The organism is Photorhabdus sp. HUG-39 (assembly GCF_963878365.1).
Lineage (GTDB): Bacteria > Pseudomonadota > Gammaproteobacteria > Enterobacterales > Enterobacteriaceae > Photorhabdus > Photorhabdus kayaii.
The window spans coordinates 91,753-113,075 of record NZ_CAWNWY010000009.1 but is presented as its reverse complement, the minus strand read 5'-3'; the positions used below and the strand labels follow the sequence as shown (position 1 = coordinate 113,075).

Sequence of the window (21,323 nt, the reverse complement as noted above, 5' to 3'; positions counted from 1 at the left end):
TAATTCCACCCTGTGGCATTAAAACGGACGTAGCGAACTATTTTGCCATTTAATCATAACAAAACCCATAATAACGGTTTCTTTTATTGCTAACTTTTCCTAAAACGCTCCGGTGTCGTGCCTGCCAATTGCTGAAACATAGCGATAAAAGCAGAAGATGAGCTATAACCCACATCAAAAGCAACTTCATTAACAGTTTTCCCCTGTTCCAACAAAGAGATTGCATGTAAAAACCGTAACCGCTGCCGCCACTCGCTAAATGACATTCCCAATTCTTGCTGGCAACGCCGTGATAAAGTACGTTCCGAGGTATAACGCTGTTTTGCCCATCGCGCTAATGGCGTATTGTCAGCAGGATTACTCTCAAGTTCCTGTAATATCGGCGCCAAAAGTTTATCTTTAGATGAAGGCAGATAGGTATGCTGAACAGGGGATTGAATTAACTGATCAATCAGCACTTGAGCTAACCGTAAATCCTGTTCTGTTTCTGGTATTTTCAATTTACGTTCAAAACAGTCAGTCATAATCGCATTGAATATGGAGTTAAGCCGGATAATACAAGGAGTATTCGGCAATAATTTCCCCCATTTAGGAGAAATATCTATTGCCCTAAATCTCATTGCTTTTCTACTATATCCAGAATGCTCTATTCCTTCCGGTATCCAGACACAGAATTGTGGTGGAGCTAAAAAATGCTGTCCTCCAGCATTCATTGCCATTACACCACAAACGACATAAATAAGTTGCCCAAATGGATGGGTATGACGTAAACACTCAGTATTCGCACTGAATAACTCGTTACGGAAAGAGATACTCGCAGGAATAGCCATGATATCTACAGGTTCATTCAGCTTTTCTGTCATATTGTCTTAATTGCCTTATCTATTGTCTGATTATCGTTATATATAATAAACCAGACACCTTTAGACTAAACCTTCATTTTTATCTCAATGTGATTCACTTATATGAATATGATTTTCCCTCTTCTGGCGGTCCTGATTTGGTCAATTAATGCCGTGGTGAGTAAAGCCTCCGCTACAGCTATTGATCCGGCTGCAATTTCTTTTTATCGCTGGTTTCTAGCCTTTCTCACATTAACACCCTTTGTTGTACTCTCTGTCATTCGTCGATGGAAAACAATCTGTCAATATTGGTGGAAATTATTAATTCTTGGCGCACTTGGCATGGTACTTTATCAAAGCCTGGCCTATTACGCTGCACACAGTATCAGTGCAACATTTATGGGAATTCTTAGCTCATTGATTCCTCTTTTGACTGTTATCATCAGTATATTTATTTTACGTGTTATCCCCACTGTCGGTATTGCTCTTGGTACCATTCTATCTCTGTCTGGTTTAGTCTGGTTGGTCAGCACCGGTGATCCCATATCATTATTGCAACACGGTTTAGGCCACGGTGAATTGATGATGTTGATTGCTTCCATCTCCTACGCACTCTATAGCGTGTTAACCAAACACTGGTCTATTCCATTACCCAACTGGCAATCCCTGTATGTGCAGATTGCTTTTGGAGTCCTGCTATTACTGCCAAATTTCCTGTTGACCAAAGATGTTCAATTGAATGCCAACAATATCTCGTTAGTCTTATTCGCCGGTATTCCAGCCTCGATCATTGCTCCCTATTTATGGATACAAGGTGTCATAAAACTTGGCGCTAATACTGCTGCCATATTTATGAATTTGACACCGATATTTACAGCTATTATCGCTATTCTGGTTCTACATGAAAAAATGCATAGTTACCATCTGATCGGGGGTAGCATAACACTGCTAGGGGTCATACTGGCACAACAATTACGCATTCCTCTTTTTAATCGTAAAACAAAAAAACCTCAGGAAGTTAATCATCAGAAAGCCTGAAAGGAATTCTTACTAATAAACCGCCCAGTGTTTCGCTGGGCAATAATTGGGGATGAGTACCATGATAAATACCGATATCTTTTACCAGAGCTAATCCTAATCCTGCCCCTTCATGCCCCGCAGCATTATCAAGACGATTAAAAGCCATCAGAGACAAATTGACTTCTTCTTTAGCAATCCCCGGCCCACTGTCATCCACTTCCAAATAACAGTATGTCTTACAAGAGTTGAGAATCACTCTAGCCGTAACAATGCCGCCTTCCGGTGTATATTTAATTGCATTGTCCAATAAGTTAGCACACATTTCCGTCAGTAATACCGCTTCCCCCTTGATCCATTGAACATTTTCGCCTTCATAACCCAAATCAATATTCTTACTTTCAGCCTGTTGCAAACGAGAAAAACATGCCTGTTGCAACAATTCGACTAGATTAACCGGCCTATAATCCCGAACGGCCTCCTTTTCATGCGCTTTCAAACGAGAGAGTTGTAATAGACGATCCGTCAGAGAGATAGTGTTATCCAATGTACTATCAATAGCCTGTAAGCTTTCTTTCCATTGCGCTGGATCTTTGCTGGCAAGCGCTACCGCTACTTGGGTTTTTAATACTGTTAATGGTGTTCTAAGTTGGTGAGAAGCATCCGCACTGAACCTCTCCTGACGACTCACCATCAATTTCAGTCGCTCTATATAACGATTAAATGCATATAACAATGGGGAAAGTTCCGACCAAGGCAACATATCCGGTAACGGAGTAAGGTCATTAGCGGGACGACGGACCATGACGCCAGAAAGTTTATGTAGTGGTTTAAGTAACTGTTTCAAAAGAAAATAAGCCAGAATCAGAGTCAACCCAACCACGGCTCCTTGACTCATCAAAGAAGATATTAATAATTGTTGCGCAAGATAATGACGGGAAGCTACTGTTTCAGCAACTAGTATCAACGCCATTCCCATCATTCCCCCTTCATTGATCGGCTGATAAAGGGCAGCAACCCGAATGGGCCGGCCGTGATATTCAGCATCATAGAAATAAACCAAAGCCGTGTATAAATTGGAGCGAAGCGTATCTTTAGGGATCAAAGGCAAATCATCATAACCGGAAATTATTTCCCCCTCAGGTGATAACACCTGATAAAACAGCCTATCATTCATATTTCGCTCAAAACTATCCAAAACCACATAAGGTACATCGACAATTAATTGATTATTCTTAACAGTCAGCCGTTCTGCCACAGTTCGAGCAGATGCCAATAAAGTACGGTCATAAGCCAATGTCGCCGCATTCTCTGCACTAAAATAATGGGTGCAAACCGATAAACAACCCAACACAAACAGTGGAACACCAAAAAATAAGAGTAACTGATGAAACAATGAGTTCTGTACTTTAAACCATGTCATCTTTCTGGTGCTCCAGACGATAACCTAATCCCCGTAATGTACTGATCCCCACATTACTGCCTGACAATTTTTTCCGAATCCGGTGTACATAAAGTTCAATACTTTGTAGGTTTGCTTCATCTGATAGTGCAAATACCTGCTCAAAGAGCTGTTGTTTAGAAACAGGCCTCCCCCGACGATGGAACAATGTTGTCAAAACCGAAAATTCCCTTGGTGTCAAAGCCAATGGCTCATCGTTTAGAACAAAGTAACCATCATCCTGATAAACAAGGGAACCAAATGTCAGCGTCTCCTGTAGAAAACTTGCACTACGACGAAGTAATGCCCGGATACGTGCTTCCAATTCCTGTAAATCAAAAGGTTTCGTCAGATAATCATCGGCACCAGAATTAAGCCCTTTCACTCGTTCAGAAACATCGGCTTTCGCCGTTAATAATAATACCGGCAAATTTTGCCCACGCTTACGCAAACGAACTAACAGAGAAAGTCCATCCAACCTAGGCAAAGAAACATCCAGAATCAATAATGCATAGTTTTCTGTCTGTAATAATTGATCAGCAACTATGCCATCACTAGCAACATCTACGGCAAATCCTGAACTGCTCAGTGCTTTTTGCAACCAATGCAATAATTCAGGGTGGTCTTCCACTAAAAGTAAACGCATATCTTCAATATCTAATCGATTAATATATACCCGTTATCTTTCAAGTTGCCTCTTTGTTGGCTGCACTCACTCACCCCGGTCACAGAGTTATCTATGCTCCCGGGGATTCGCTCCCTTGCCGTCGCGATGCATCTTGAAATCCATTGGGTATAAATATACCCGTTATCTTTCAAGCTGCCTCTTTGTTGGCTGCACTCACCCCAGTCACATATTAGCTATGCTCCCAGGATTCGTTCCCTTACCGTCGCGATGCATCTTGAAATTCATAGGATATACCCGTCATCTTTCAAGCTGCCTCTTTGTTGGCTGCACTCACTCACCCCGGTCACATAGTTATCTATGCTCCCGGGGATTCGTTCCCTTGCCGTCGCGATGCAACTTGAAATCCATAGGGTATATATAATTACAGACATAACTATATTTCCAGTTTATATCGCCACACTTATTTTTCTGAAAAATAGTCAGACACTGACTCAATTCCATTTTCATGCCAAAATACCTCGCTATGAATAACAGGGTATTCTGTCATACCGAATTAAGTAATAGATATCTATTACCGCTTCCATTTACTCATATATTGCCATGAGTACAGGAGTAAAATCAAAACGTTCATCCAATGCAGATGCCACAGAGACATTAGACAAAGTGAGTTTTATTTCACTGCCTACTTTTAAACTAAAATTCGATATCACCATCGGCTCTTTATCATTAAGAAATGCAGATAAACCCGTCATTTTTAAAACTTCATTGGTATCATTCTTAATATTAATTGAGATTTTGGTCTTTGATGCCATTGAACTATCTATCTGGTTAATTTTCTTCTTCATCTCTTTTGGTACGCTTATCACCAAGATATCTGCACCATTACCGTAAAGATGAATACCCTTAGTAGAACCAGTGATACTTGAATTCCCTACGCTCACAGGAACTTTAAAGTGAGCAAACGAATCCATACTTTTTCTGAAACATTCCACGTATTCCGCATTGGAAAAAATAGCCGGTACTTTTTCCTGAGTGTCTAACAAAGATTTTGATGGTTGTCTGGAATCTTTATAATCACCACAAGCACTGACTTCAACTAACAAATCAGATGTCACCGTTTTAACTTGTTCAGATAACAGTTGGTTAACAGATACTGAAGTACTGAGTTCTGTTTTACATCCCACCAAAGCAAAAGCCATAGCACTGCCCATAGCACTACAAAGAATCAATTTTCTCATCATTTCCTCAATTCAGATTTCCTCAAGATAAAGTCTGATTATATTCAATAAATTTTCCATTTAATTTGACACATTGCATAAATAAATAATTACCATTTGCATGATACCTCCTTAGTCGAATGTAAAGTTACCGCGAGTAAAACAGAGCAACATCAAAACTACGAAAAACTTACAACAAACCAAAACAAAAAAGGAAGTCTGTAACCATTTGTAAACTCATTAATGCGAAACACTACGCAAATTTAAGCGATTGAAATCACATATCAACAACTTTTCTTGTTAATGAAAGGTAAATGAAAGGTTTTGTTATTACTAATTGAGTCAACCAGGTCTGTTTGTAGTGATTATAATATCTTACACGGGTATTGATGAGAGCAAATAAATGAAAATTATAACGATCAAGATGTTAGCGGCAACCGCTTTACTATTTAGCGCAAGCAGTGTTTTTGCTGCCAGTGCACCTAACCGGACCGAATGTATTGCGCCTGCAAAACCGGGGGGCGGGTTCGACCTGACCTGCAAGCTGGTCCAAGTTTCACTGCTGGATACGAAAGAGATCAGCAAGCCTATGCGTGTCACTTTTATGCCCGGTGGTGTTGGCGCTGTCGCTTACAATGCTATCGTCGCACAACGACCCACTGAAGCGGGAACCATTGTCGCCTTCTCTGGCGGCTCTCTACTCAATTTGTCTCAGGGAAAATTTGGTCGCTATAACGTTAACGATGTTCGCTGGCTGGCAAGTGTTGGTACTGATTATGGGATGATCGCTGTCCGGGCCGATTCACCTTACCGTACCCTGAATGATTTGATGAATGCTTTTAAGGATAATCCCAACAGCATTGTATTTGGTGCTGGCGCTTCTATCGGTAGTCAGGACTGGATGAAAACCGCACTGCTGGCAAAAGAGGTTGGAATTGATCCTCACAAGATGCGTTATGTCGCATTTGAGGGAGGTGGTGAACCTATCACCGCCCTGCTGGGTAATCATATTCAGGCGGTTTCCGGTGATCTAAGCGAGATGGTACCTTACCTGAATGGAGACAAAATCCGGGTTCTGGCTGTTTATGCAGATAAACGACTGGATGGTGATTTAGCCAATATTCCTACTGCCAAAGAGCAAGGTTATGACCTGGTATGGCCGATTATTCGCGGATTTTACATGGGACCAAAAGTTTCTGACGAAGAGTATCAATGGTGGGTTGACACTTTTAATAAACTACAACAAACAGATGCTTTTAAAAAACAACGCGATATCCGTGGGTTGTTCGAGTTCAACATGACCGGCAAAGAATTGGACCGCTATGTGAAAAAACAGGTTGAACAATATCGTGAACAAGCCAGAGCTTTTGGCTTAGCCAAATAACAGAGTCATCATCATGAGCGATCGTATCTTTGCTACTATCTGGTTAGTACTCTGTACCATTGGGATAGTCATTGGTTGGGGAATTCAGAGCGAATACACTTATGAACCCCTGGGACCCAGACCTTTCCCAATGCTCATTCTGTCTCTGATGGCACTCTGTGCTTTACTACTACTTTTCAAAAAACCAGAGCAGAGCAATTGGCCTAGTGCCCCCGTTATCCGTCGCCTAATGCTGTTGATTCTCTCTTTGGTTATTTATGGTTGGTTATTCGAGTGGCTTGGTTTTCCTCTGGCTACAGCACTGCTGACATTCAGTGTCGCGCTGTTGTTTAACGCAACACTGCCTGCCGCAATCGTTTCCGGGGTGTTCCTTGGCGTCACGTTATATTTCGCCTTTGACCGTTTACTTGACGTAACCCTGCCTCTCGGTAGCTGGCTCAACTGACGGAGAATTTATGGAAACCTGGATGTATCTCAGTCAAGGTTTTGAAGTTGCAATGGTGCCGCAAAACCTGATTATTGCTTTAATTGGCTGTTTTGTCGGTACGATTGTTGGGCTGCTACCGGGGCTTGGGCCAATTAATGGTGTCGCGATTCTGCTGCCACTGGCTTTCGCTTTAAAACTGCCTGCTGAATCTGCCCTGATCTTATTGGCAACCGTTTATATCGGTTGTGAGTATGGTGGGCGTATATCATCGATTCTGCTGAATGTTCCCGGTGATGCCGCTGCCATTATGACCGCATTAGACGGTTATCCGATGGCCAAACAGGGCCGTGCAGGTGTGGCGCTCTCTATTTCCGCGGTGAGTTCTTTCTGTGGTTCTTTGCTGGCAATTTTCGGCATTATTTTGTTTGCACCATTACTGGCGCAGTGGTCACTGGCTTTCGGCCCTGCTGAATATTTTGCACTTATGGTTTTTGCTATTGCTTGTCTGGGTAGCATGATGAGTCAGAATCCGCTGAAATCACTATTAGCAGCATTAATAGGATTGGGTCTGGCAACTGTCGGAGTAGACGCCAACACCGGGGTTTATCGTTTTACATTCGACAATGTTCATCTGTCAGATGGCATTCAATTTATTGTTGTGGTAATAGGTCTGTTTTCTGTCAGCGAAATTTTGCTGATGTTAGAGAGTACCTCCGCCGGCAAAACCATTATCCGCAAAACAGGCCGTCTGCTGTTCAATCGCAAGGAAGCGGCTGAATGCGCCATACCAACGCTTAGATCATCCTTTATCGGTTTCTTTGTCGGTATTTTGCCTGGTGCAGGAGCGACTATTGCTAGCGCAATTACCTACATGACTGAGAAGAAGCTCAGTGGGAATAGCGATTCATTTGGTAAAGGTGATATTCGCGGCGTAGCAGCACCAGAAGCGGCTAATAATGCTTCGGCCTGTGGCTCCTTTATTCCAATGCTAACATTAGGAGTACCAGGTTCAGGCACCACTGCCGTTATGATGGGGGCATTAACGCTCTATAATATTACGCCTGGGCCGGGAATGTTCACTGAACAGCCGGATATCGTCTGGGGGTTAATTGCGGCTTTATTAATTGCCAATATTATCCTACTGATCATGAATATCCCAATGATAGGTCTATTTACACGGATGCTCACTATCCCACTCTGGTTCCTTGTTCCAGCTATTGCTACTGTTTCAGCGGTTGGTGTATATGCCATACACAGTACGACATTTGATCTTCTGTTGATGGTAGGGTTGGGTATTTTTGGCTACATTCTGAGGAAGATGAATTTCCCGATGTCGCCATTAATCCTCGGTTTCGTATTAGGAGAAATGCTGGAACAAAATTTACGTCGCGCACTTTCTATTAGTAATGGAGAATTTGGCATTCTGTGGAGCAGCACAATTACTCAGAGTTTATTGATACTTTCCGCTCTGGTTCTGATTACTCCACCAATATTACGAATTATCCGTAAGCGCCGTATTCAGCAAATGGCTACTGAAAACAAAACGTAATAAATAAAAGCCTATAATATTACAAGATCATAATTATTATAGGCTTTCCTACCATAACAGGAATATACTTCCATATTCACATTATATTTCACACACAATCAAAGTTCAGCAAAACAGACTTGAATTTATGCTTATAAACGGATAACACAACATGCTAAATTTGTTGCAACATTCATAGCAAAAATCACTTTGGCAAAATACTATCTTTACCAAATAGGTGATTCAAAACTCCCAATAACTATTAAATAGTTATTAACTAATTATTCAATAGTATTGAATATTCAACATTGTTAACAATGGCCTTTTCTGTTGAAACAGACAAGATACGAACAGCACACAAAAACAGGAATATATACCCTATGGATTTCAAGATGCATCGCGACGGCAAGGGAGCGAATCCCCGGGAGCATAGATAACTATGTGACCGGGGTGAGTGAGTGCAGCCAACAAAGAGGCAACTTGAAAGATGACGGGTATACATACAAAGGTGACTCGCTGCACGCGGTCACCTAAGATGCATCAAATAACGACCATTGTTGTTTGGACACGATCGAAATAGTCTGTGATGAGGGAAATTAAGCTGAATACTTGCTCATCACCAAAGAAGCATTAGTACCACCGAAACCAAAACTATTGGACATCACTGTATTCAACTTTTGCTCAGTAGGTTTAGTGATGATATTCATGCCTACCGCTTTATCATCAAGATCTTCAATGTTAATGCTTGGTGCAATAAAACCATGCTCTAACATCAGTAGGCTATAAATCGCTTCGTGTACACCAGCAGCCCCCAGTGAATGGCCGGTCATCGCTTTTGTTGCAGAAATTGCCGGTGTTGTATCACCAAAAACTTCCCTGATCGCCTCCAACTCTTTCACATCACCCGCAGGAGTAGATGTACCATGCGTGTTCACATAATCAATGGAACCTTTCACACCTTGCAGTGCCATATTCATACAACGAACCGCACCTTCGCCAGATGGAACAACCATATCTGCGCCATCAGATGTTGCTCCATAACCAACAATTTCAGCGTATATGTGTGCGCCGCGTGCCAATGCATGCTCTAATTCTTCCACAACAACAATACCGCCGCCGCCAGCAATAATAAAACCATCACGGCTCTTATCGTAAGTACGGGACGCTTTTTCTGGCATTTCGTTGTATTTCGTTGAAAGTGCACCCATTGCATCAAATTCACAACTCATTTCCCAACAGAGTTCTTCACCACCACCGGCAAAAACAATATCCTGTTTTCCTAACTGAATAAGTTCAGCTGCATGGCCTATGCAATGGGCAGAAGTAGAGCATGCAGAACTGATAGAGTAGTTTACCCCTTTGATTTTAAACGGAGTTGCAAGGCAAGCTGATACACCAGAAGCCATTGAGCGGGTTACCATATAAGGTCCCACACCACGCAAACCACGAGTACGCATCCCATCAGCACCCGCAACCTGGTTATACGGGGAACCACCACCAGAACCCACTACCAATCCGCTACGAATATTGGAAACCTGATCATCAGCCAGGCCAGAATCTTTAATTGCCTCTTCCATCGCCAGATAAGCATAAACAGAGGCATCGCTCATGAAACGCTGAATTTTTCGGTCTATTAATCCGGAGGTATCCAGTTTCACATTACCCCAGACATGGCTTCTCATCCCTATCTCTTTAAATTGTGAGGAAAAAGTTATTCCGGAGCGGCCTTCTTTCAGAGATGCCAGTACTTCTTTCTGATTATTACCAATGCTGGAAACAATACCTAAGCCAGTGATCACTACACGCTTCATTAAATACCTCATTAAATATGTTTATCTGCTGGATTTCCATCTATGCTATGTAGCACTTTAGCGTACACTTGTACGCTGAACAAGTCCGATCAGGATAAAATTACGAAGAAAAATTCATCTCACTAAAAATCCCAAAAATGTTTTCACGTCAAAACAACTGTTAACTTTCATAGAATACAGTACAAAAGATTTAGATTTTAATAGATAAAAATAAATTTCAGATAGGAATTATTTTGGTAAACAATAAGATCAAAAAAACACTCGTAATTTCCATCAAAAATTTAGGCTAAAGATAATAATATCAATACAATACACATGAATTTATCAAGCATCAGAATAATGATTAGTAGGCTTATATTTATATAGAAGTTTCTATACTTGCTATTTTTATTAAATTCCTTACTAATTAGAAACAAATTTAATAACTGCGAATAATAAGGATGAATAAAATTTTTATGAAATGAATCAATCCCTATGTTATATTACTGACTGAATTACGGGAAATACTCAAACTTACAGCAACAAATGTTTTAGAACAGAAAGTTTTCTGACTTTATCAACCGATAAAGCCATTATTCACACAAAAAATGATGGTAATTATGCTATGTCATATGCAAATGGTCGGTTCATTGTAAGACCTAGGTAACTTTACCTAATAATCCTAATGGGGGTTAATAATGAAAGGACTTGGTTATCTTCTACTGAGCGTTGGTATCATATGGATCTTAGTGGCTTTTAATATGGACATAAATATTTTATCACAATACGGCAACAAATTTAACAAAATAGAACCAATTTCTTCACAACAAAATCATATCCTAATTGGCGCATTCATCACGCTTTACGGACTAATTATGATTATATCCAGTAAAAATCAGCGGTTATTAGAGTCTATATACAGAAGTTATACTAAGGAGATTACTGGGTTCAATTCAGAGGAGGTATTTATACCTACACCGATGCAAAACTCAGATTACTTAAAACGAGCTAATAATTACCGCCATTATGATTTTATCGACAAATATTCAAATACCCTTGAAAAGAGAGTAGTTGAATTTTGTAAGTTATGTTCATCCTATATTGAAGAAGTAAATCATAATGGCGGTGATAAAGAGGCAGCTAAACGCAAAGTGGTATCAATGATTGATACGATTTCCTCGCATTTAAAAGAGAAGCAATCAAAAGAATTTAAAAAATTATGTGAATTTCACATTCATTTATAAATACAATCCCCGCTTCACACACTGGCGGGGACTTACTTAATTGAACATTCCGTTGTTATTATGAAGAAAGCTTATTCATAATAAATACAAAGCAAGTGGTTGATTATCTAAAGCAGTATATGCCCTATGGATTTCAAGTTGCATCGCGACGGCAAGGGAACGAATCCCCGGGAGCATAGATAACTATGTGACCGGGGTTAGTGAGTGCAGCCAACAAAGAGGCGGCTTGAAAGATGACGGGTATAAAATAATATCCTTGCATCATGAGACCATTTATAGATTGATTTATAAAAATAAAATAGATGGAGGTGACTAACCGTACACACCGCAAGCAAGGCTCAACACTTTTCCACTCTTTTCTTCTGCCAGGTGGTACATCAACCCCAACCTCGCTAAAATCGCATTATTATCAGTAATATTACAGGCATTACCGTGAAAAATTCTGCTATTTGTACCGCAACCCTAAGTTGGAATGATCAAGGTACTCCGATTTCAACACAGTTTGATGACGTTTACTTCTCAAATCAGGATGGGCTGGAAGAAACCCGTTATGTATTTCTCAACGGTAACCGCTTCCCCCAACGATTCTGCACGCATTCCCGTTCTAGTTGTGTAATCGCGGAAACCGGCTTCGGAACGGGATTAAATTTTCTGACGCTCTGGCAAGCATTTGATGCATTTCGACAGCAAGATCCTGATACGCCATTGAAACGTCTACATTTCATCAGTTTTGAGAAGTATCCACTGAAAACCAACGACTTAAAAGCCGCACATCAACGCTGGCCTGAGCTTGAGATTTTTTCGCAGCAACTTTGCCAACAATGGCCTCAACCACTGGCAGGCTGCCACCGATTGATTATGGCAAATGGCGCTGTCACATTGGATTTATGGTTTGGTGACGTCAATGATCTGTTACCAACAATGGGTTCTAGTCTTCACGGCAAAGTAGATGCCTGGTTTTTAGATGGCTTTGCGCCTGCCAAAAACCCGCAAATGTGGAGTGAACAGTTGTTTGCTGCAATGGCGCAATTTGCTCATCCAGAAGGCACTTTTGCAACCTTTACTTCTGCGGGTATTGTCCGTCGTGGTTTACAACAAGCCGGTTTTAATGTCAGCAAAGTCAAAGGATTTGGCCGCAAAAGAGAAATGCTGACTGGGACTCTGGCAACTCAGAAATATCAGCCGTTACCTGCGCCTTGGTTTGCCCGGCCGTCAGCAAGTTGCACCAATGATATCGCCATTATCGGCGGCGGGATTGCCAGTATTTTCACCGCACTCGCGCTACTGCGTCGTGGAGCGCAGGTGACTCTTTATTGTCAGGATACAACCCCGGCACAAAGTGCATCCGGTAATCGCCAAGGAGCACTTTACCCATTACTTAACGGTAATAATAACGAACTCGAAAAATTCTTTACCCCGGCATTTACCTTTGCCCGCCGCCAGTATGAGCAGCTATCAGCGCAAGGAATTGATTTCGACCACCAATGGTGTAGTGTCAGCCAACTTGCTTATGATGAAAAAAGTAGCAGGAAAATTGAGAAAATTCTGGCAACAGAATGGCCGAATGAACTCGCCATCGGCATGAATTGTCACCAGTTGAGTGAAAAATGTGGGTTGGATATTCATCACCACGGCATTCACTATCCACAGGGCGGATGGCTATGCCCGGCTGAACTCACAAAAGCAGCAACAGCATTGGCACAACAGCAAGGCATGCTCTGTCGCTTCAATCATCAAGTTACCGCGCTTAATCACAACCAACATGGCTGGCAACTGCATCTGATGCATCAAGGGCAATCGTTAAACACACAGCACAAAACGGTGGTGATTGCTAACGGTCATCATCTACCCCAGTTTGAACAAACCGAGAAACTGCCGGTAACTGCTGTACGTGGTCAAGTCAGCCACATCCCAACCACAGCTGATCTGAGCCAATTGCAAAATGTGCTTTGCTATGATGGTTATATGACACCAGCTAATCCAGCCAATCAACACCACTGTATCGGCGCCAGTTATCAGCGTTATCGGCTTGATAGTGAATATTCTGAAACAGAACAACAAGAAAACCGTGATCGATTGCTGAAATGTTTACCTAATGCCGAATGGGTAAACCAAGTTGATGTTTCTGCTAAACAATCCCGCCAAGGTATTCGCTGCGTTGTTCGGGACCACATGCCAATGGTGGGAAATGTGCCGGATCTCAATAAGATAATGACAGATTATCAAGATTTGCCAGAAAAAATCCGCACAAGGGGTCCCATCATAGATGCACCTTGTTATTCCAATCTGTTTGTTATCGGGGCATTAGGTTCCCGTGGATTATGCTCTGCGCCACTCAGTGCAGAAATTCTTGCAGGGCAGATCTTTGATGAGCCATTACCACTGGATAATGAAACACTGGCGGCCCTTCACCCAAACCGTTTCTGGATCAGAAAACTACTGAGAGGCCGTAAATTGAAAAGCTATTAAGGAACCGCGCCGCAAATTGTTAGATATTCATATGAATTTTGGTAGCACAGTTCGTTTTCTGCCTCTTAATAAAATTATTGAGTTTTAGCATTATCCAATAGGCGCTGCCAGGTATTAAGAACAAGAACCTGATCCGGTGGCGCCAGTTCCCCAGCTTTAATCGCATTTTGGATACTTTCTTCAACACGGTCATGAAGCTGTTCAGCCGTATGCGCACCTTCCTGCTCCAATTCTGCCACCGCTAAAGTAAGATGCCCACGGAGATAACCACCAGCAAACAATTCATCATCACTGGCATGATCTACCATGTCATCAATTTGCGCCAAAATACGCGTTTCAAACTCAGCGAGCATTATTTTTCCTCAAATTCAGTATTCTCAATCTGCGAATATATCTTCCGGATAGGGAAAATGTTCCGCTTTCAATGGGGGCGTATTGTAGAACGAGTGCAACCCCTGAATAAAGCACTCCGCTCTTGCAGGTATCCCCTGCGCTAAATAATCCATGATCTGAGCATGAACTTTACGCTGAAAAGCTAATCTGTCAGGTTCAAAATCCCCTTCAAGATTGTCACAACTGACATTAAACGGAAAACCTGCCGCAGTACAAAACAACCAATCAAGTGCCTGTGGTTTAATTTCTACTTTTTCAAATTCACTTTGCGTCTGTGCATCACGCCCATCCGAGCAATACCAATAACCAAAATCCACTAGCTTACGACGCTCTTTACCCGCAATGCACCAATGAGCAATTTCATGTAATGCACTGGCATAGAAACCATGAGCAAACACAATCCGGTTATAGGAGACCTCTTCATCTGCCGGCAGATAAATAGGTTCATTATCACCTTTAACCAAACGGGTGTTGTATTCATCACCAAAACAGCGATTAAAAATATCAATAAGTTGTTGATAGTTATGCGTTATCATGAATTAAAAACAAGATCCTGAATCAAAAATAAAATGCTAGCCAGCTACGGATCGTATCGCCGTGATTATCATTCAGTAGCTTAATACTCATCAAAAAAGAGATAATGACAATCATAGGGCGAATCAATTTTTGCCCATGGGTCAAAACCAAACTTGCGCCTAACCGTGCGCCAATCACCTGCCCTGCCAACATCACAAGGCCCAATATCCACAAAACTTGACCGCCAAGGATAAAAAGCGCCAGTGAACCTATATTAGAAGCAAAGTTCAGTACCTTAGCATGCGCGGTGGATTTTGCCAGGTTATAGCCGCACAACACGACATAAGCTAATGCATAAAATGAGCCAACACCGGGGCCAAATATGCCGTCATATAAACCAAGCCCACTCCCGATAAACAAGGCAAAGGCCACAGGCGTCAAGCGACGATGGCTATCTTCCATACCAATGGCTGGCGTCAAAAGGAAATAAAGACCAATGATAATGACCAGAACCGGTAATAGCTGACAGAGAAAATCTGGCTTTATAAACTGGACAATAATCGCACCAGCCATTGAACCAAGTAATGTCATCAGTATGGCAAGGCGTTGAGATTTGAGATCAACCTCACCGTAACGAACAAAATAGAGGCTGGCAGAGAAGGAGCCTCCCACTGCCTGCAACTTGTTGGTCGCCAACGCCTGCACCGGAGAGACACCAACAGATAACAGCGCTGGGATAGTCAATAGACCTCCACCACCCGAAATCGAGTCAATAAATCCAGCCATCACCGCAACCAAAAAGAGCAGAACGTAAACTTCCCCACCTAATGACAATAACCAGTCCATATTTCATCCCATCAAAAGAAACCGCTTATCAACATTAAGCTACCCATTTCAGTCTCTGGGATTTTCAAGGCTAGCTTCATTCTCAAATTCACCAGCGAGGAAGGCTGGATTCGACATCAGCACACTGCGCCCGCTGGCGTAATAGGTGATCCATCAGCACAATCGCCATCATAGCTTCTGCAATCGGTACAGCACGGATACCAACACAAGGATCATGGCGACCACGAGTGACCATTTCCACTTCTTCACCCTGACGGTTAATCGTTTTACCTGGCACCATGATGCTAGAAGTTGGCTTCAACGCAATATGAGCAACAATTGGTTGGCTACTGCTAATACCCCCCAGAATTCCTCCCGCATGATTACTGGTGAATCCCCGAGCAGTTATTTCATCTCTGTTTTCGCTGCCACGTAAATTGATAACACCAAAACCATCACCAATTTCAACACCTTTTACTGCATTAATACTCATCAGCGCATGAGCAATATCAGCATCAAGGCGGTCGAAAACCGGTTCTCCCAAACCAGCAGGAACATTTTCCGCGACAACCGTCACTTTCGCGCCAATAGAATCGCCCGCCTTTTTCAGTTCACGCATCAGGGCATCAAGTTGTTCAAGTTTGGTCTCATCAGGACTGAAAAATGGGTTTTGTTCCACCTGTTCCCAATCTTTCAATTGGCAATGGATATTACCCATTTGGGTCAAGCAAGCACGGACACGAATGCCATATTTATCCAGTAAATATTTTTTCGCTATTGCACCTGCCGCAACACGCATTGCCGTTTCGCGAGCAGAAGAACGGCCACCACCACGATAGTCGCGGATACCGTATTTCTGTTCATAAGTGTAATCGGCATGGCCCGGACGAAATACATCTTTAATAGCGCTGTAATCCTGAGAACGCTGGTCAGTATTTTCAATGAGTAAACCGATACTAGTGCCAGTGGTTACCCCTTCAAATACACCAGAAAGAATGCGAACCTGATCCGGCTCACGGCGCTGCGTTGTATAACGGGAAGTTCCCGGACGACGCCTATCTAAATCAACTTGCAAATCAGCTTCTGTGATTGCAATGCCCGGTGGCACACCATCGACAATACATCCCAACGCCAAACCGTGAGATTCGCCAAAAGTGGTGACCCGGAAAAATTGCCCGATACTATTTCCCGCCATCCCAATTCCTTCCTGTTAACCGTTCTTTTATTTAACTCTGCCCGTTTTGCATTATTACCGCAGCTACCAGCCTATTCAATTATTCAATTATTCAATCTTTGAATAAGCGAAAATGTTCGTGATGTTCAACCAACTGTTGACGTGTCAACATAAATACGCCGTCACCACCATATTCAAATTCCAACCAAGTAAATGGCACATCAGGATATTGTTCAATCAAATGCACCATACTGTTACCAACCTCACAAATCAACACACCTCGTTCAGTAAGAAAATTTGGCGCAGTTGCCAGAATACGACGTGCCAGTTTCAAACCATCCGAACCTGCCGCCAAACCCAGCTCAGGCTCACGGCGAAACTCTTCCGGCAAGTCGCTCATATCCTCGGCATCGACATAAGGCGGGTTCGTGACAATAAGATCGTATTTAACCGGTGGCATATCGCGGAACAGATCAGAACGAATCGGAATAACCCGGTGGTCAAGGCTGTGATTCTGAATATTCTGTTCAGTCACAGCCAGCACATCTGCGGAAATATCCACCGCATCGATTTCCGCTTCCGGGAAAACATATGCACAGGCAATGGCAATACAACCACTACCCGTGCAGAGATCGAGGATATTAGCGGGTTGGTCAGGGATCAATCCTGCAAATTCATTATTAATTAATTCACCAATCGGTGAACGCGGAACCAAAACCCGTTCATCAACATAAAATTCATGACCACAAAACCAGGCTCTGTTAGTCAAATAAGCAACTGGAATACGCTCATTAATACGGCGCAGTACCCGTTCAACAATACGATGACGTTCAGTTGATGTCAGTCGCGTGGTTAGCATCTCTTGTGGGATATCCAACGGCAAAAACAGTGATGGAAGAACCAGTTGCAGTGCCTCATCCCAGGGATTGTCTGTACCGTGCCCGTAATAAATATTCGCCGCATTAAACCGGCTAACAGACCAGCGCAACATATCCTGAATGGTATATAACTCAGCTACTGCCTCATCGATAAAAATCTTGTCCAAAAGCGCCTCCAACCCTGCAAATTCATTAGCCTGTTAGTTTGCCACGATCATTGAGACAAATCAGCTTTATATCAGGTTAATGATATAGAATTTTAAGTACTAATGTTAAGCGAACAATGAATTAAGGAACGATAACTAAAAAGGCAACCCAGATATTTTATACCCGTCATCTTTCAAGTTGCTTCTTTGTTGGCTGCACTCACTCACCCCGGTCACATAGTTATCTATGCTCCCGGGGATTCGCTCCCTTGCCGCCGCGATGCATCTTGAAATCAATAGGGTATATCGTAAATTTTTAATTAATTTTCGGGGCAAACCGTCTTATTCAACAACAAGACGGTTTGGTTTCTACCTATTTAACACCGTGTTTCTTTGGCTGATTGAGCGCTCACAATAATGACATTTTTTCGTATCCATAAATAATAGGCGGATATTAACAGCGCGATCCATACGCCTCCCACATAGAACGCAATTCGTGTCGCAGGGAAGTAACTGAGAACAGCAATAATAAATATCATAAATACGATGGTCAAAATCGGCGCAACAGGCCACATCGGTACTGGGAATTGTAATTTTTTTGCTTCTCCCGGTGACATTTTTCTGCGCATAGCAAATTGAGATAGCAAAATCATTAACCAGACCCACACAGTGGCAAAAGTCGCAATCGAAGCAACAATGACAAATATCTGTTTAGGGAGCAAATAATTGAGAACCACAGCACACAATAACGCCAATGTCATAACCATGATCGTCACCCAAGGCACACCGTTACGGCTTAAATGCATAAATTTTTTATGGGCTAATCCTTTCTCCGCCATACCATACATCATACGACCGGCACCAAAAATATCGCTGTTAATGGCCGAAATTGCCGCCGTAATGACGATAATATTCAGAATATTCGCTGCCGAACCAATGCCTAACCCCTGAAATATTGCGACAAATGGACTACCTTCTTGGCCGATACTGCTCCAAGGGTAAATTGCCATTAATACAAAAATAGTGAGTACATAAAACAGAAGAATACGAAACGGGATAGAGTTAATCGCTTGCGGGATCATTTTCGCCGGATTTTTAGCTTCACTGGATGTAATACCGATAATTTCGATACCACCGAAAGCAAACATCACAACAGCCAAAGACTCAATAATGCCCCCCAACCCATTAGGCATAAACCCTCCGTGTTGCCACAGATTTTGAACCCCCGTTGCCTGAAAATGGCCGCTAAAACCAAACAGAATAATACCGGTTCCGGCAATAATCATGGCGCTGATTGCAGCAACTTTCAGAATCGATAACCAGAATTCCATTTCGCCAAATACTTTGACTTTACAAAGATTGAGCGCGCCAATAATGAAAATAATACTAAGTACCCATATCCAACGCGGCACTTCCGGGTACCATAGCCCCATATAAATGCCAAAAGCAGTCACATCCGCCAGACAAACAATGATCATTTCGAAAGTATAAGTCCAGCCGGTAATAAATCCGGGTAACGGGCCTAAATATTGATGAGCGTAACTGGCGAAAGAGCCGGCATCCGGTCTGTAAACCGCCATTTCTCCTAAAGCACGCATAACCATAAAGACAGCAGCACCGCCCACTAAATAAGCTAACAATACCGCCGGACCGGCCATGTTTATTGCTTCAGCAGAACCATAAAAAAGACCTGTACCAATCGCAGAACCCAACGCCATAAACCGGATATGGCGTGCGTTGAGTCCTCGCTCTAGTTGTAATGAAGCTTGCATGATTTACCCTCTTATCTTTTATTATTGGGTTTTATGAGAAAGATAAATGTGACAATCAGGCCGGTCGGGCGCCGGCCATTGGTTGATTTAACGGTTATTTTTACTCTGTAATATCTGTCCAGAAGGAAGTAATGAGGAGAGATGTTGCTCAGATAATAATTTCACAGCAGCATTAATATCAGGTGCAAAGAAACGATCCTGATCGTAATAATCTACTTTCGCTCTCAAGATAACACGCGCTTCTTCCAAAATCGGGCTGCTTTTCAAGCCATTACGGAAATCGATCCCCTGGCAGGCAGATAACCATTCAATTGCCAGAATACCTCGGGTATTTTCTGCCATCTCCCATAAACGACGTCCCGCAGCCGGTGCCATTGATACATGATCCTCTTGATTGGCCGAAGTTGGTAAACTGTCAACACTCGCCGGGTGTGCCAATGCTTTATTTTCACTGGCAAGCGCCGCTGCCGTCACTTGTGCAATCATAAAACCTGAATTCACACCACCATTCTCAACCAGAAAAGGCGGAAGTTGTGACATATGTGAATCCATCAACAACGCAATACGTCGTTCTGACAATGCACCTATCTCTGCCAATACCAGAGCCAAATTATCAGACGCCATTGCAACAGGTTCAGCATGGAAGTTACCACCGGAAATCACTTCTCCCTGCTCAGCAAACACCAGTGGGTTATCAGATACGGCATTAGCTTCAGTCAGAATAACATCAGCAGCATGGCGCAACTGAGTCAGGCAAGCACCCATGACTTGTGGCTGACAACGTAATGAATAAGGGTCCTGTACCTTTGGGCAATTGATGTGAGAATCTGATAGTTCGCTGCTCTCCTCTAATACATGACGATACAATGCGGCAACATCGATCTGCCCCTGTTGCCCCCGTACCTCATGTACACGGGCATCAAATGGTTTGCGGGAACCCAATGCCGCCTCTACAGATAAAGAACCACAAACTATCGCTGCCGCCAACAGATCTTCTGCCTCAAATAACCCACGTAACGCAAAAGCCGTGGATACTTGGGTTCCGTTGAGTAACGCCAAACCTTCTTTAGCCGCTAATGTAATGGGTTGTAAATTGGCCTTTGCCAGCGCTTCTCTGGCTGGCAGCCATTCGCCCTGATAATGCGCTTGCCCTTCCCCAAGTAATAACAGGCTCATATGTGCCAACGGCGCTAAATCACCCGAAGCCCCCACCGATCCTTTACAGGGAATATGAGGATAAATTTCCGCATTGACTAACGCGATTAATACTTGAATAACGGCGAGACGAATACCTGAGTAACCACGGGAGAGACTGTTAATTTTCAATACCATGATCAACCGGGTCATATTATCGTCCAACGCTTCACCGACCCCGGCAGCATGAGAGACGACAAGCGAACGCTGTAGTTTTTCTAAATTATCTTCTTCAATTCGTGTACTGGCTAATAGCCCGAACCCGGTATTAATCCCATAGGCAATGCGATTTTCAGCAAGAATCGCATTAACACACTCCACGCTGTGTTCAATAGCAGGAAAAATTTGGCTATCCAGCGTGATTTTTATTGGTTGTAGATAAACCTGACGTAGCTCATCAAGGGTCAATTTGCCTGGATAAATAGTTAGCTGCTTCAT

23 protein-coding genes are annotated in these 21,323 nt (G+C 42.7%); 8 read left to right on the top strand and 15 right to left on the bottom strand.

Features of this window, described 5'->3' with window-relative positions; genetic code table 11:
* Window positions 1-89 precede the first annotated feature (89 nt).
* Complete coding sequence (locus tag AAC155_RS08335; protein WP_113041759.1) at window positions 90-863, bottom strand: AraC family transcriptional regulator; 774 nt, start codon at window positions 861-863, stop codon at window positions 90-92.
* 102 nt (window positions 864-965) lie between these two features.
* On the opposite strand from AAC155_RS08335, the gene AAC155_RS08330 reads away from it, so the two are divergent.
* Window positions 966-1,880 carry a DMT family transporter gene (locus tag AAC155_RS08330; protein WP_113041758.1) on the top strand — a complete coding sequence of 305 codons (915 nt, stop codon included), beginning with the start codon at window positions 966-968 and terminating at the stop codon, window positions 1,878-1,880.
* Here the strand turns inward: AAC155_RS08330 and AAC155_RS08325 are convergent.
* From AAC155_RS08325 to AAC155_RS08305, 5 genes are all read right to left on the bottom strand, one after another.
* Window positions 1,861-3,282 carry a sensor histidine kinase gene (locus AAC155_RS08325; protein ID WP_113041757.1) on the bottom strand — a complete coding sequence of 474 codons (1,422 nt, stop codon included), beginning with the start codon at window positions 3,280-3,282 and terminating at the stop codon, window positions 1,861-1,863. The genes AAC155_RS08330 and AAC155_RS08325 overlap by 20 nt on opposite strands.
* Window positions 3,269-3,946, bottom strand: coding sequence for a transcriptional regulator TctD (gene tctD / locus AAC155_RS08320; protein ID WP_112876278.1), 678 nt, complete (start codon window positions 3,944-3,946; stop codon window positions 3,269-3,271). The genes AAC155_RS08325 and tctD overlap by 14 nt, the downstream gene beginning before the upstream one ends.
* 11 nt (window positions 3,947-3,957) lie before the next feature.
* Window positions 3,958-4,119, bottom strand: coding sequence for a hypothetical protein (locus AAC155_RS08315; RefSeq protein ID WP_158536521.1), 162 nt, complete (start codon window positions 4,117-4,119; stop codon window positions 3,958-3,960).
* Between the two features lie 90 nt (window positions 4,120-4,209).
* Entirely contained in the window at window positions 4,210-4,359 is a 150-nt protein-coding gene (locus AAC155_RS08310) for a hypothetical protein (RefSeq protein ID WP_158536520.1), read from the bottom strand.
* Window positions 4,360-4,512: 153 nt separating this feature from the next.
* Window positions 4,513-5,166: a DUF7424 family protein gene (locus AAC155_RS08305; RefSeq protein ID WP_229015557.1), complete on the bottom strand. Its 654-nt coding sequence runs from the start codon at window positions 5,164-5,166 to the stop codon at window positions 4,513-4,515.
* Window positions 5,167-5,548: 382 nt separating this feature from the next.
* Between AAC155_RS08305 and AAC155_RS08300 the strand changes: the two genes are divergently transcribed.
* The 4 genes from AAC155_RS08300 to AAC155_RS08285 all read left to right on the top strand — a co-directional run bounded on the left by AAC155_RS08300 (window position 5,549) and on the right by AAC155_RS08285 (window position 9,018).
* A complete protein-coding gene (locus tag AAC155_RS08300; protein ID WP_112894714.1) occupies window positions 5,549-6,529 on the top strand; it encodes a Bug family tripartite tricarboxylate transporter substrate binding protein in 981 nt (326 codons plus the stop codon).
* 13 nt (window positions 6,530-6,542) lie between these two features.
* The gene (locus AAC155_RS08295; protein ID WP_113041754.1) at window positions 6,543-6,974 is read left to right on the top strand and encodes a tripartite tricarboxylate transporter TctB family protein; all 432 of its coding nucleotides are present in this window, start codon (window positions 6,543-6,545) and stop codon (window positions 6,972-6,974) included.
* Between the two features lie 10 nt (window positions 6,975-6,984).
* Entirely contained in the window at window positions 6,985-8,505 is a 1,521-nt protein-coding gene (locus AAC155_RS08290) for a tripartite tricarboxylate transporter permease (RefSeq protein WP_113041753.1), read from the top strand.
* A 309-nt stretch (window positions 8,506-8,814) separates the two neighbouring features.
* Entirely contained in the window at window positions 8,815-9,018 is a 204-nt protein-coding gene (locus AAC155_RS08285; RefSeq protein WP_158536519.1) for a hypothetical protein, read from the top strand.
* 62 nt (window positions 9,019-9,080) lie between these two features.
* Here AAC155_RS08285 and fabB read toward each other — a convergent pair whose 3' ends face one another.
* The gene (gene fabB, locus AAC155_RS08280; RefSeq protein ID WP_113041752.1) at window positions 9,081-10,295 is read right to left on the bottom strand and encodes a beta-ketoacyl-ACP synthase I; all 1,215 of its coding nucleotides are present in this window, start codon (window positions 10,293-10,295) and stop codon (window positions 9,081-9,083) included.
* Window positions 10,296-10,972: 677 nt separating this feature from the next.
* Between fabB and AAC155_RS08275 the strand changes: the two genes are divergently transcribed.
* The 3 genes from AAC155_RS08275 (at window position 10,973) to mnmC (ending at window position 13,987) form a co-directional block, all read left to right on the top strand.
* Window positions 10,973-11,518, top strand: a complete 546-nt coding sequence (locus AAC155_RS08275) for a hypothetical protein (RefSeq protein ID WP_113041751.1) — start codon at window positions 10,973-10,975, stop codon at window positions 11,516-11,518.
* 187 nt (window positions 11,519-11,705) lie between these two features.
* Window positions 11,706-11,834 carry a hypothetical protein gene (locus AAC155_RS08270; RefSeq protein ID WP_262405128.1) on the top strand — a complete coding sequence of 43 codons (129 nt, stop codon included), beginning with the start codon at window positions 11,706-11,708 and terminating at the stop codon, window positions 11,832-11,834.
* 116 nt (window positions 11,835-11,950) lie between these two features.
* Window positions 11,951-13,987 (top strand): bifunctional tRNA (5-methylaminomethyl-2-thiouridine)(34)-methyltransferase MnmD/FAD-dependent 5-carboxymethylaminomethyl-2-thiouridine(34) oxidoreductase MnmC, encoded by a 2,037-nt coding sequence (gene mnmC, locus AAC155_RS08265; protein WP_113041750.1) that lies wholly within the window; start codon window positions 11,951-11,953, stop codon window positions 13,985-13,987.
* A 74-nt stretch (window positions 13,988-14,061) separates the two neighbouring features.
* Here the strand turns inward: mnmC and AAC155_RS08260 are convergent, their stop codons facing one another.
* The 8 genes from AAC155_RS08260 to hutH form a co-directional block, all read right to left on the bottom strand.
* A complete protein-coding gene (locus AAC155_RS08260; RefSeq protein ID WP_112894707.1) occupies window positions 14,062-14,340 on the bottom strand; it encodes a YfcL family protein in 279 nt (92 codons plus the stop codon).
* 24 nt (window positions 14,341-14,364) lie between these two features.
* Window positions 14,365-14,916, bottom strand: a complete 552-nt coding sequence (locus tag AAC155_RS08255; RefSeq protein ID WP_113041749.1) for an elongation factor P hydroxylase — start codon at window positions 14,914-14,916, stop codon at window positions 14,365-14,367.
* Window positions 14,917-14,938: 22 nt separating this feature from the next.
* Complete coding sequence (locus AAC155_RS08250) at window positions 14,939-15,742, bottom strand: sulfite exporter TauE/SafE family protein (protein ID WP_113041748.1); 804 nt, start codon at window positions 15,740-15,742, stop codon at window positions 14,939-14,941.
* A gap of 88 nt (window positions 15,743-15,830) precedes the next feature.
* The gene (aroC, locus tag AAC155_RS08245) at window positions 15,831-16,916 is read right to left on the bottom strand and encodes a chorismate synthase (RefSeq protein ID WP_113041747.1); all 1,086 of its coding nucleotides are present in this window, start codon (window positions 16,914-16,916) and stop codon (window positions 15,831-15,833) included.
* Between the two features lie 91 nt (window positions 16,917-17,007).
* On the bottom strand, window positions 17,008-17,940 hold the full coding sequence (gene prmB / locus AAC155_RS08240; protein WP_113041746.1) for a 50S ribosomal protein L3 N(5)-glutamine methyltransferase: 933 nt from the start codon (window positions 17,938-17,940) through the stop codon (window positions 17,008-17,010).
* Window positions 17,941-18,075: 135 nt separating this feature from the next.
* A complete protein-coding gene (locus AAC155_RS08235; protein ID WP_146748071.1) occupies window positions 18,076-18,255 on the bottom strand; it encodes a hypothetical protein in 180 nt (59 codons plus the stop codon).
* A gap of 41 nt (window positions 18,256-18,296) precedes the next feature.
* Window positions 18,297-19,691 carry an amino acid permease gene (locus AAC155_RS08230; protein WP_113041745.1) on the bottom strand — a complete coding sequence of 465 codons (1,395 nt, stop codon included), beginning with the start codon at window positions 19,689-19,691 and terminating at the stop codon, window positions 18,297-18,299.
* Window positions 19,692-19,778: 87 nt separating this feature from the next.
* The gene (hutH, locus tag AAC155_RS08225; protein ID WP_113041744.1) at window positions 19,779-21,323 is read right to left on the bottom strand and encodes a histidine ammonia-lyase; all 1,545 of its coding nucleotides are present in this window, start codon (window positions 21,321-21,323) and stop codon (window positions 19,779-19,781) included.

Excerpts from the sequence above, each read along its gene's own strand:
- tctD (WP_112876278.1), bottom strand. The coding sequence starts at position 3,946 with ATGCGTTTACTTTTAGTGGAAGACCACCCTGAATTATTGCATTGGTTG.
- AAC155_RS08255 (WP_113041749.1), bottom strand. The coding sequence starts at position 14,916 with ATGATAACGCATAACTATCAACAACTTATTGATATTTTTAATCGCTGT.
- AAC155_RS08275 (WP_113041751.1), top strand. The coding sequence starts at position 10,973 with ATGAAAGGACTTGGTTATCTTCTACTGAGCGTTGGTATCATATGGATC.
- AAC155_RS08250 (WP_113041748.1), bottom strand. The coding sequence starts at position 15,742 with ATGGACTGGTTATTGTCATTAGGTGGGGAAGTTTACGTTCTGCTCTTT.
- AAC155_RS08295 (WP_113041754.1), top strand. The coding sequence starts at position 6,543 with ATGAGCGATCGTATCTTTGCTACTATCTGGTTAGTACTCTGTACCATT.
- AAC155_RS08310 (WP_158536520.1), bottom strand. The coding sequence starts at position 4,359 with ATGTCTGTAATTATATATACCCTATGGATTTCAAGTTGCATCGCGACG.
- AAC155_RS08290 (WP_113041753.1), top strand. The coding sequence starts at position 6,985 with ATGGAAACCTGGATGTATCTCAGTCAAGGTTTTGAAGTTGCAATGGTG.
- AAC155_RS08305 (WP_229015557.1), bottom strand. The coding sequence starts at position 5,166 with ATGAGAAAATTGATTCTTTGTAGTGCTATGGGCAGTGCTATGGCTTTT.
- hutH (WP_113041744.1), bottom strand. The coding sequence starts at position 21,323 with ATGAAGCAGCTAACTATTTATCCAGGCAAATTGACCCTTGATGAGCTA.
- fabB (WP_113041752.1), bottom strand. The coding sequence starts at position 10,295 with ATGAAGCGTGTAGTGATCACTGGCTTAGGTATTGTTTCCAGCATTGGT.
- AAC155_RS08325 (WP_113041757.1), bottom strand. The coding sequence starts at position 3,282 with ATGACATGGTTTAAAGTACAGAACTCATTGTTTCATCAGTTACTCTTA.
- AAC155_RS08335 (WP_113041759.1), bottom strand. The coding sequence starts at position 863 with ATGACAGAAAAGCTGAATGAACCTGTAGATATCATGGCTATTCCTGCG.
- AAC155_RS08330 (WP_113041758.1), top strand. The coding sequence starts at position 966 with ATGAATATGATTTTCCCTCTTCTGGCGGTCCTGATTTGGTCAATTAAT.
- AAC155_RS08300 (WP_112894714.1), top strand. The coding sequence starts at position 5,549 with ATGAAAATTATAACGATCAAGATGTTAGCGGCAACCGCTTTACTATTT.
- AAC155_RS08260 (WP_112894707.1), bottom strand. The coding sequence starts at position 14,340 with ATGCTCGCTGAGTTTGAAACGCGTATTTTGGCGCAAATTGATGACATG.
- AAC155_RS08230 (WP_113041745.1), bottom strand. The coding sequence starts at position 19,691 with ATGCAAGCTTCATTACAACTAGAGCGAGGACTCAACGCACGCCATATC.
- aroC (WP_113041747.1), bottom strand. The coding sequence starts at position 16,916 with ATGGCGGGAAATAGTATCGGGCAATTTTTCCGGGTCACCACTTTTGGC.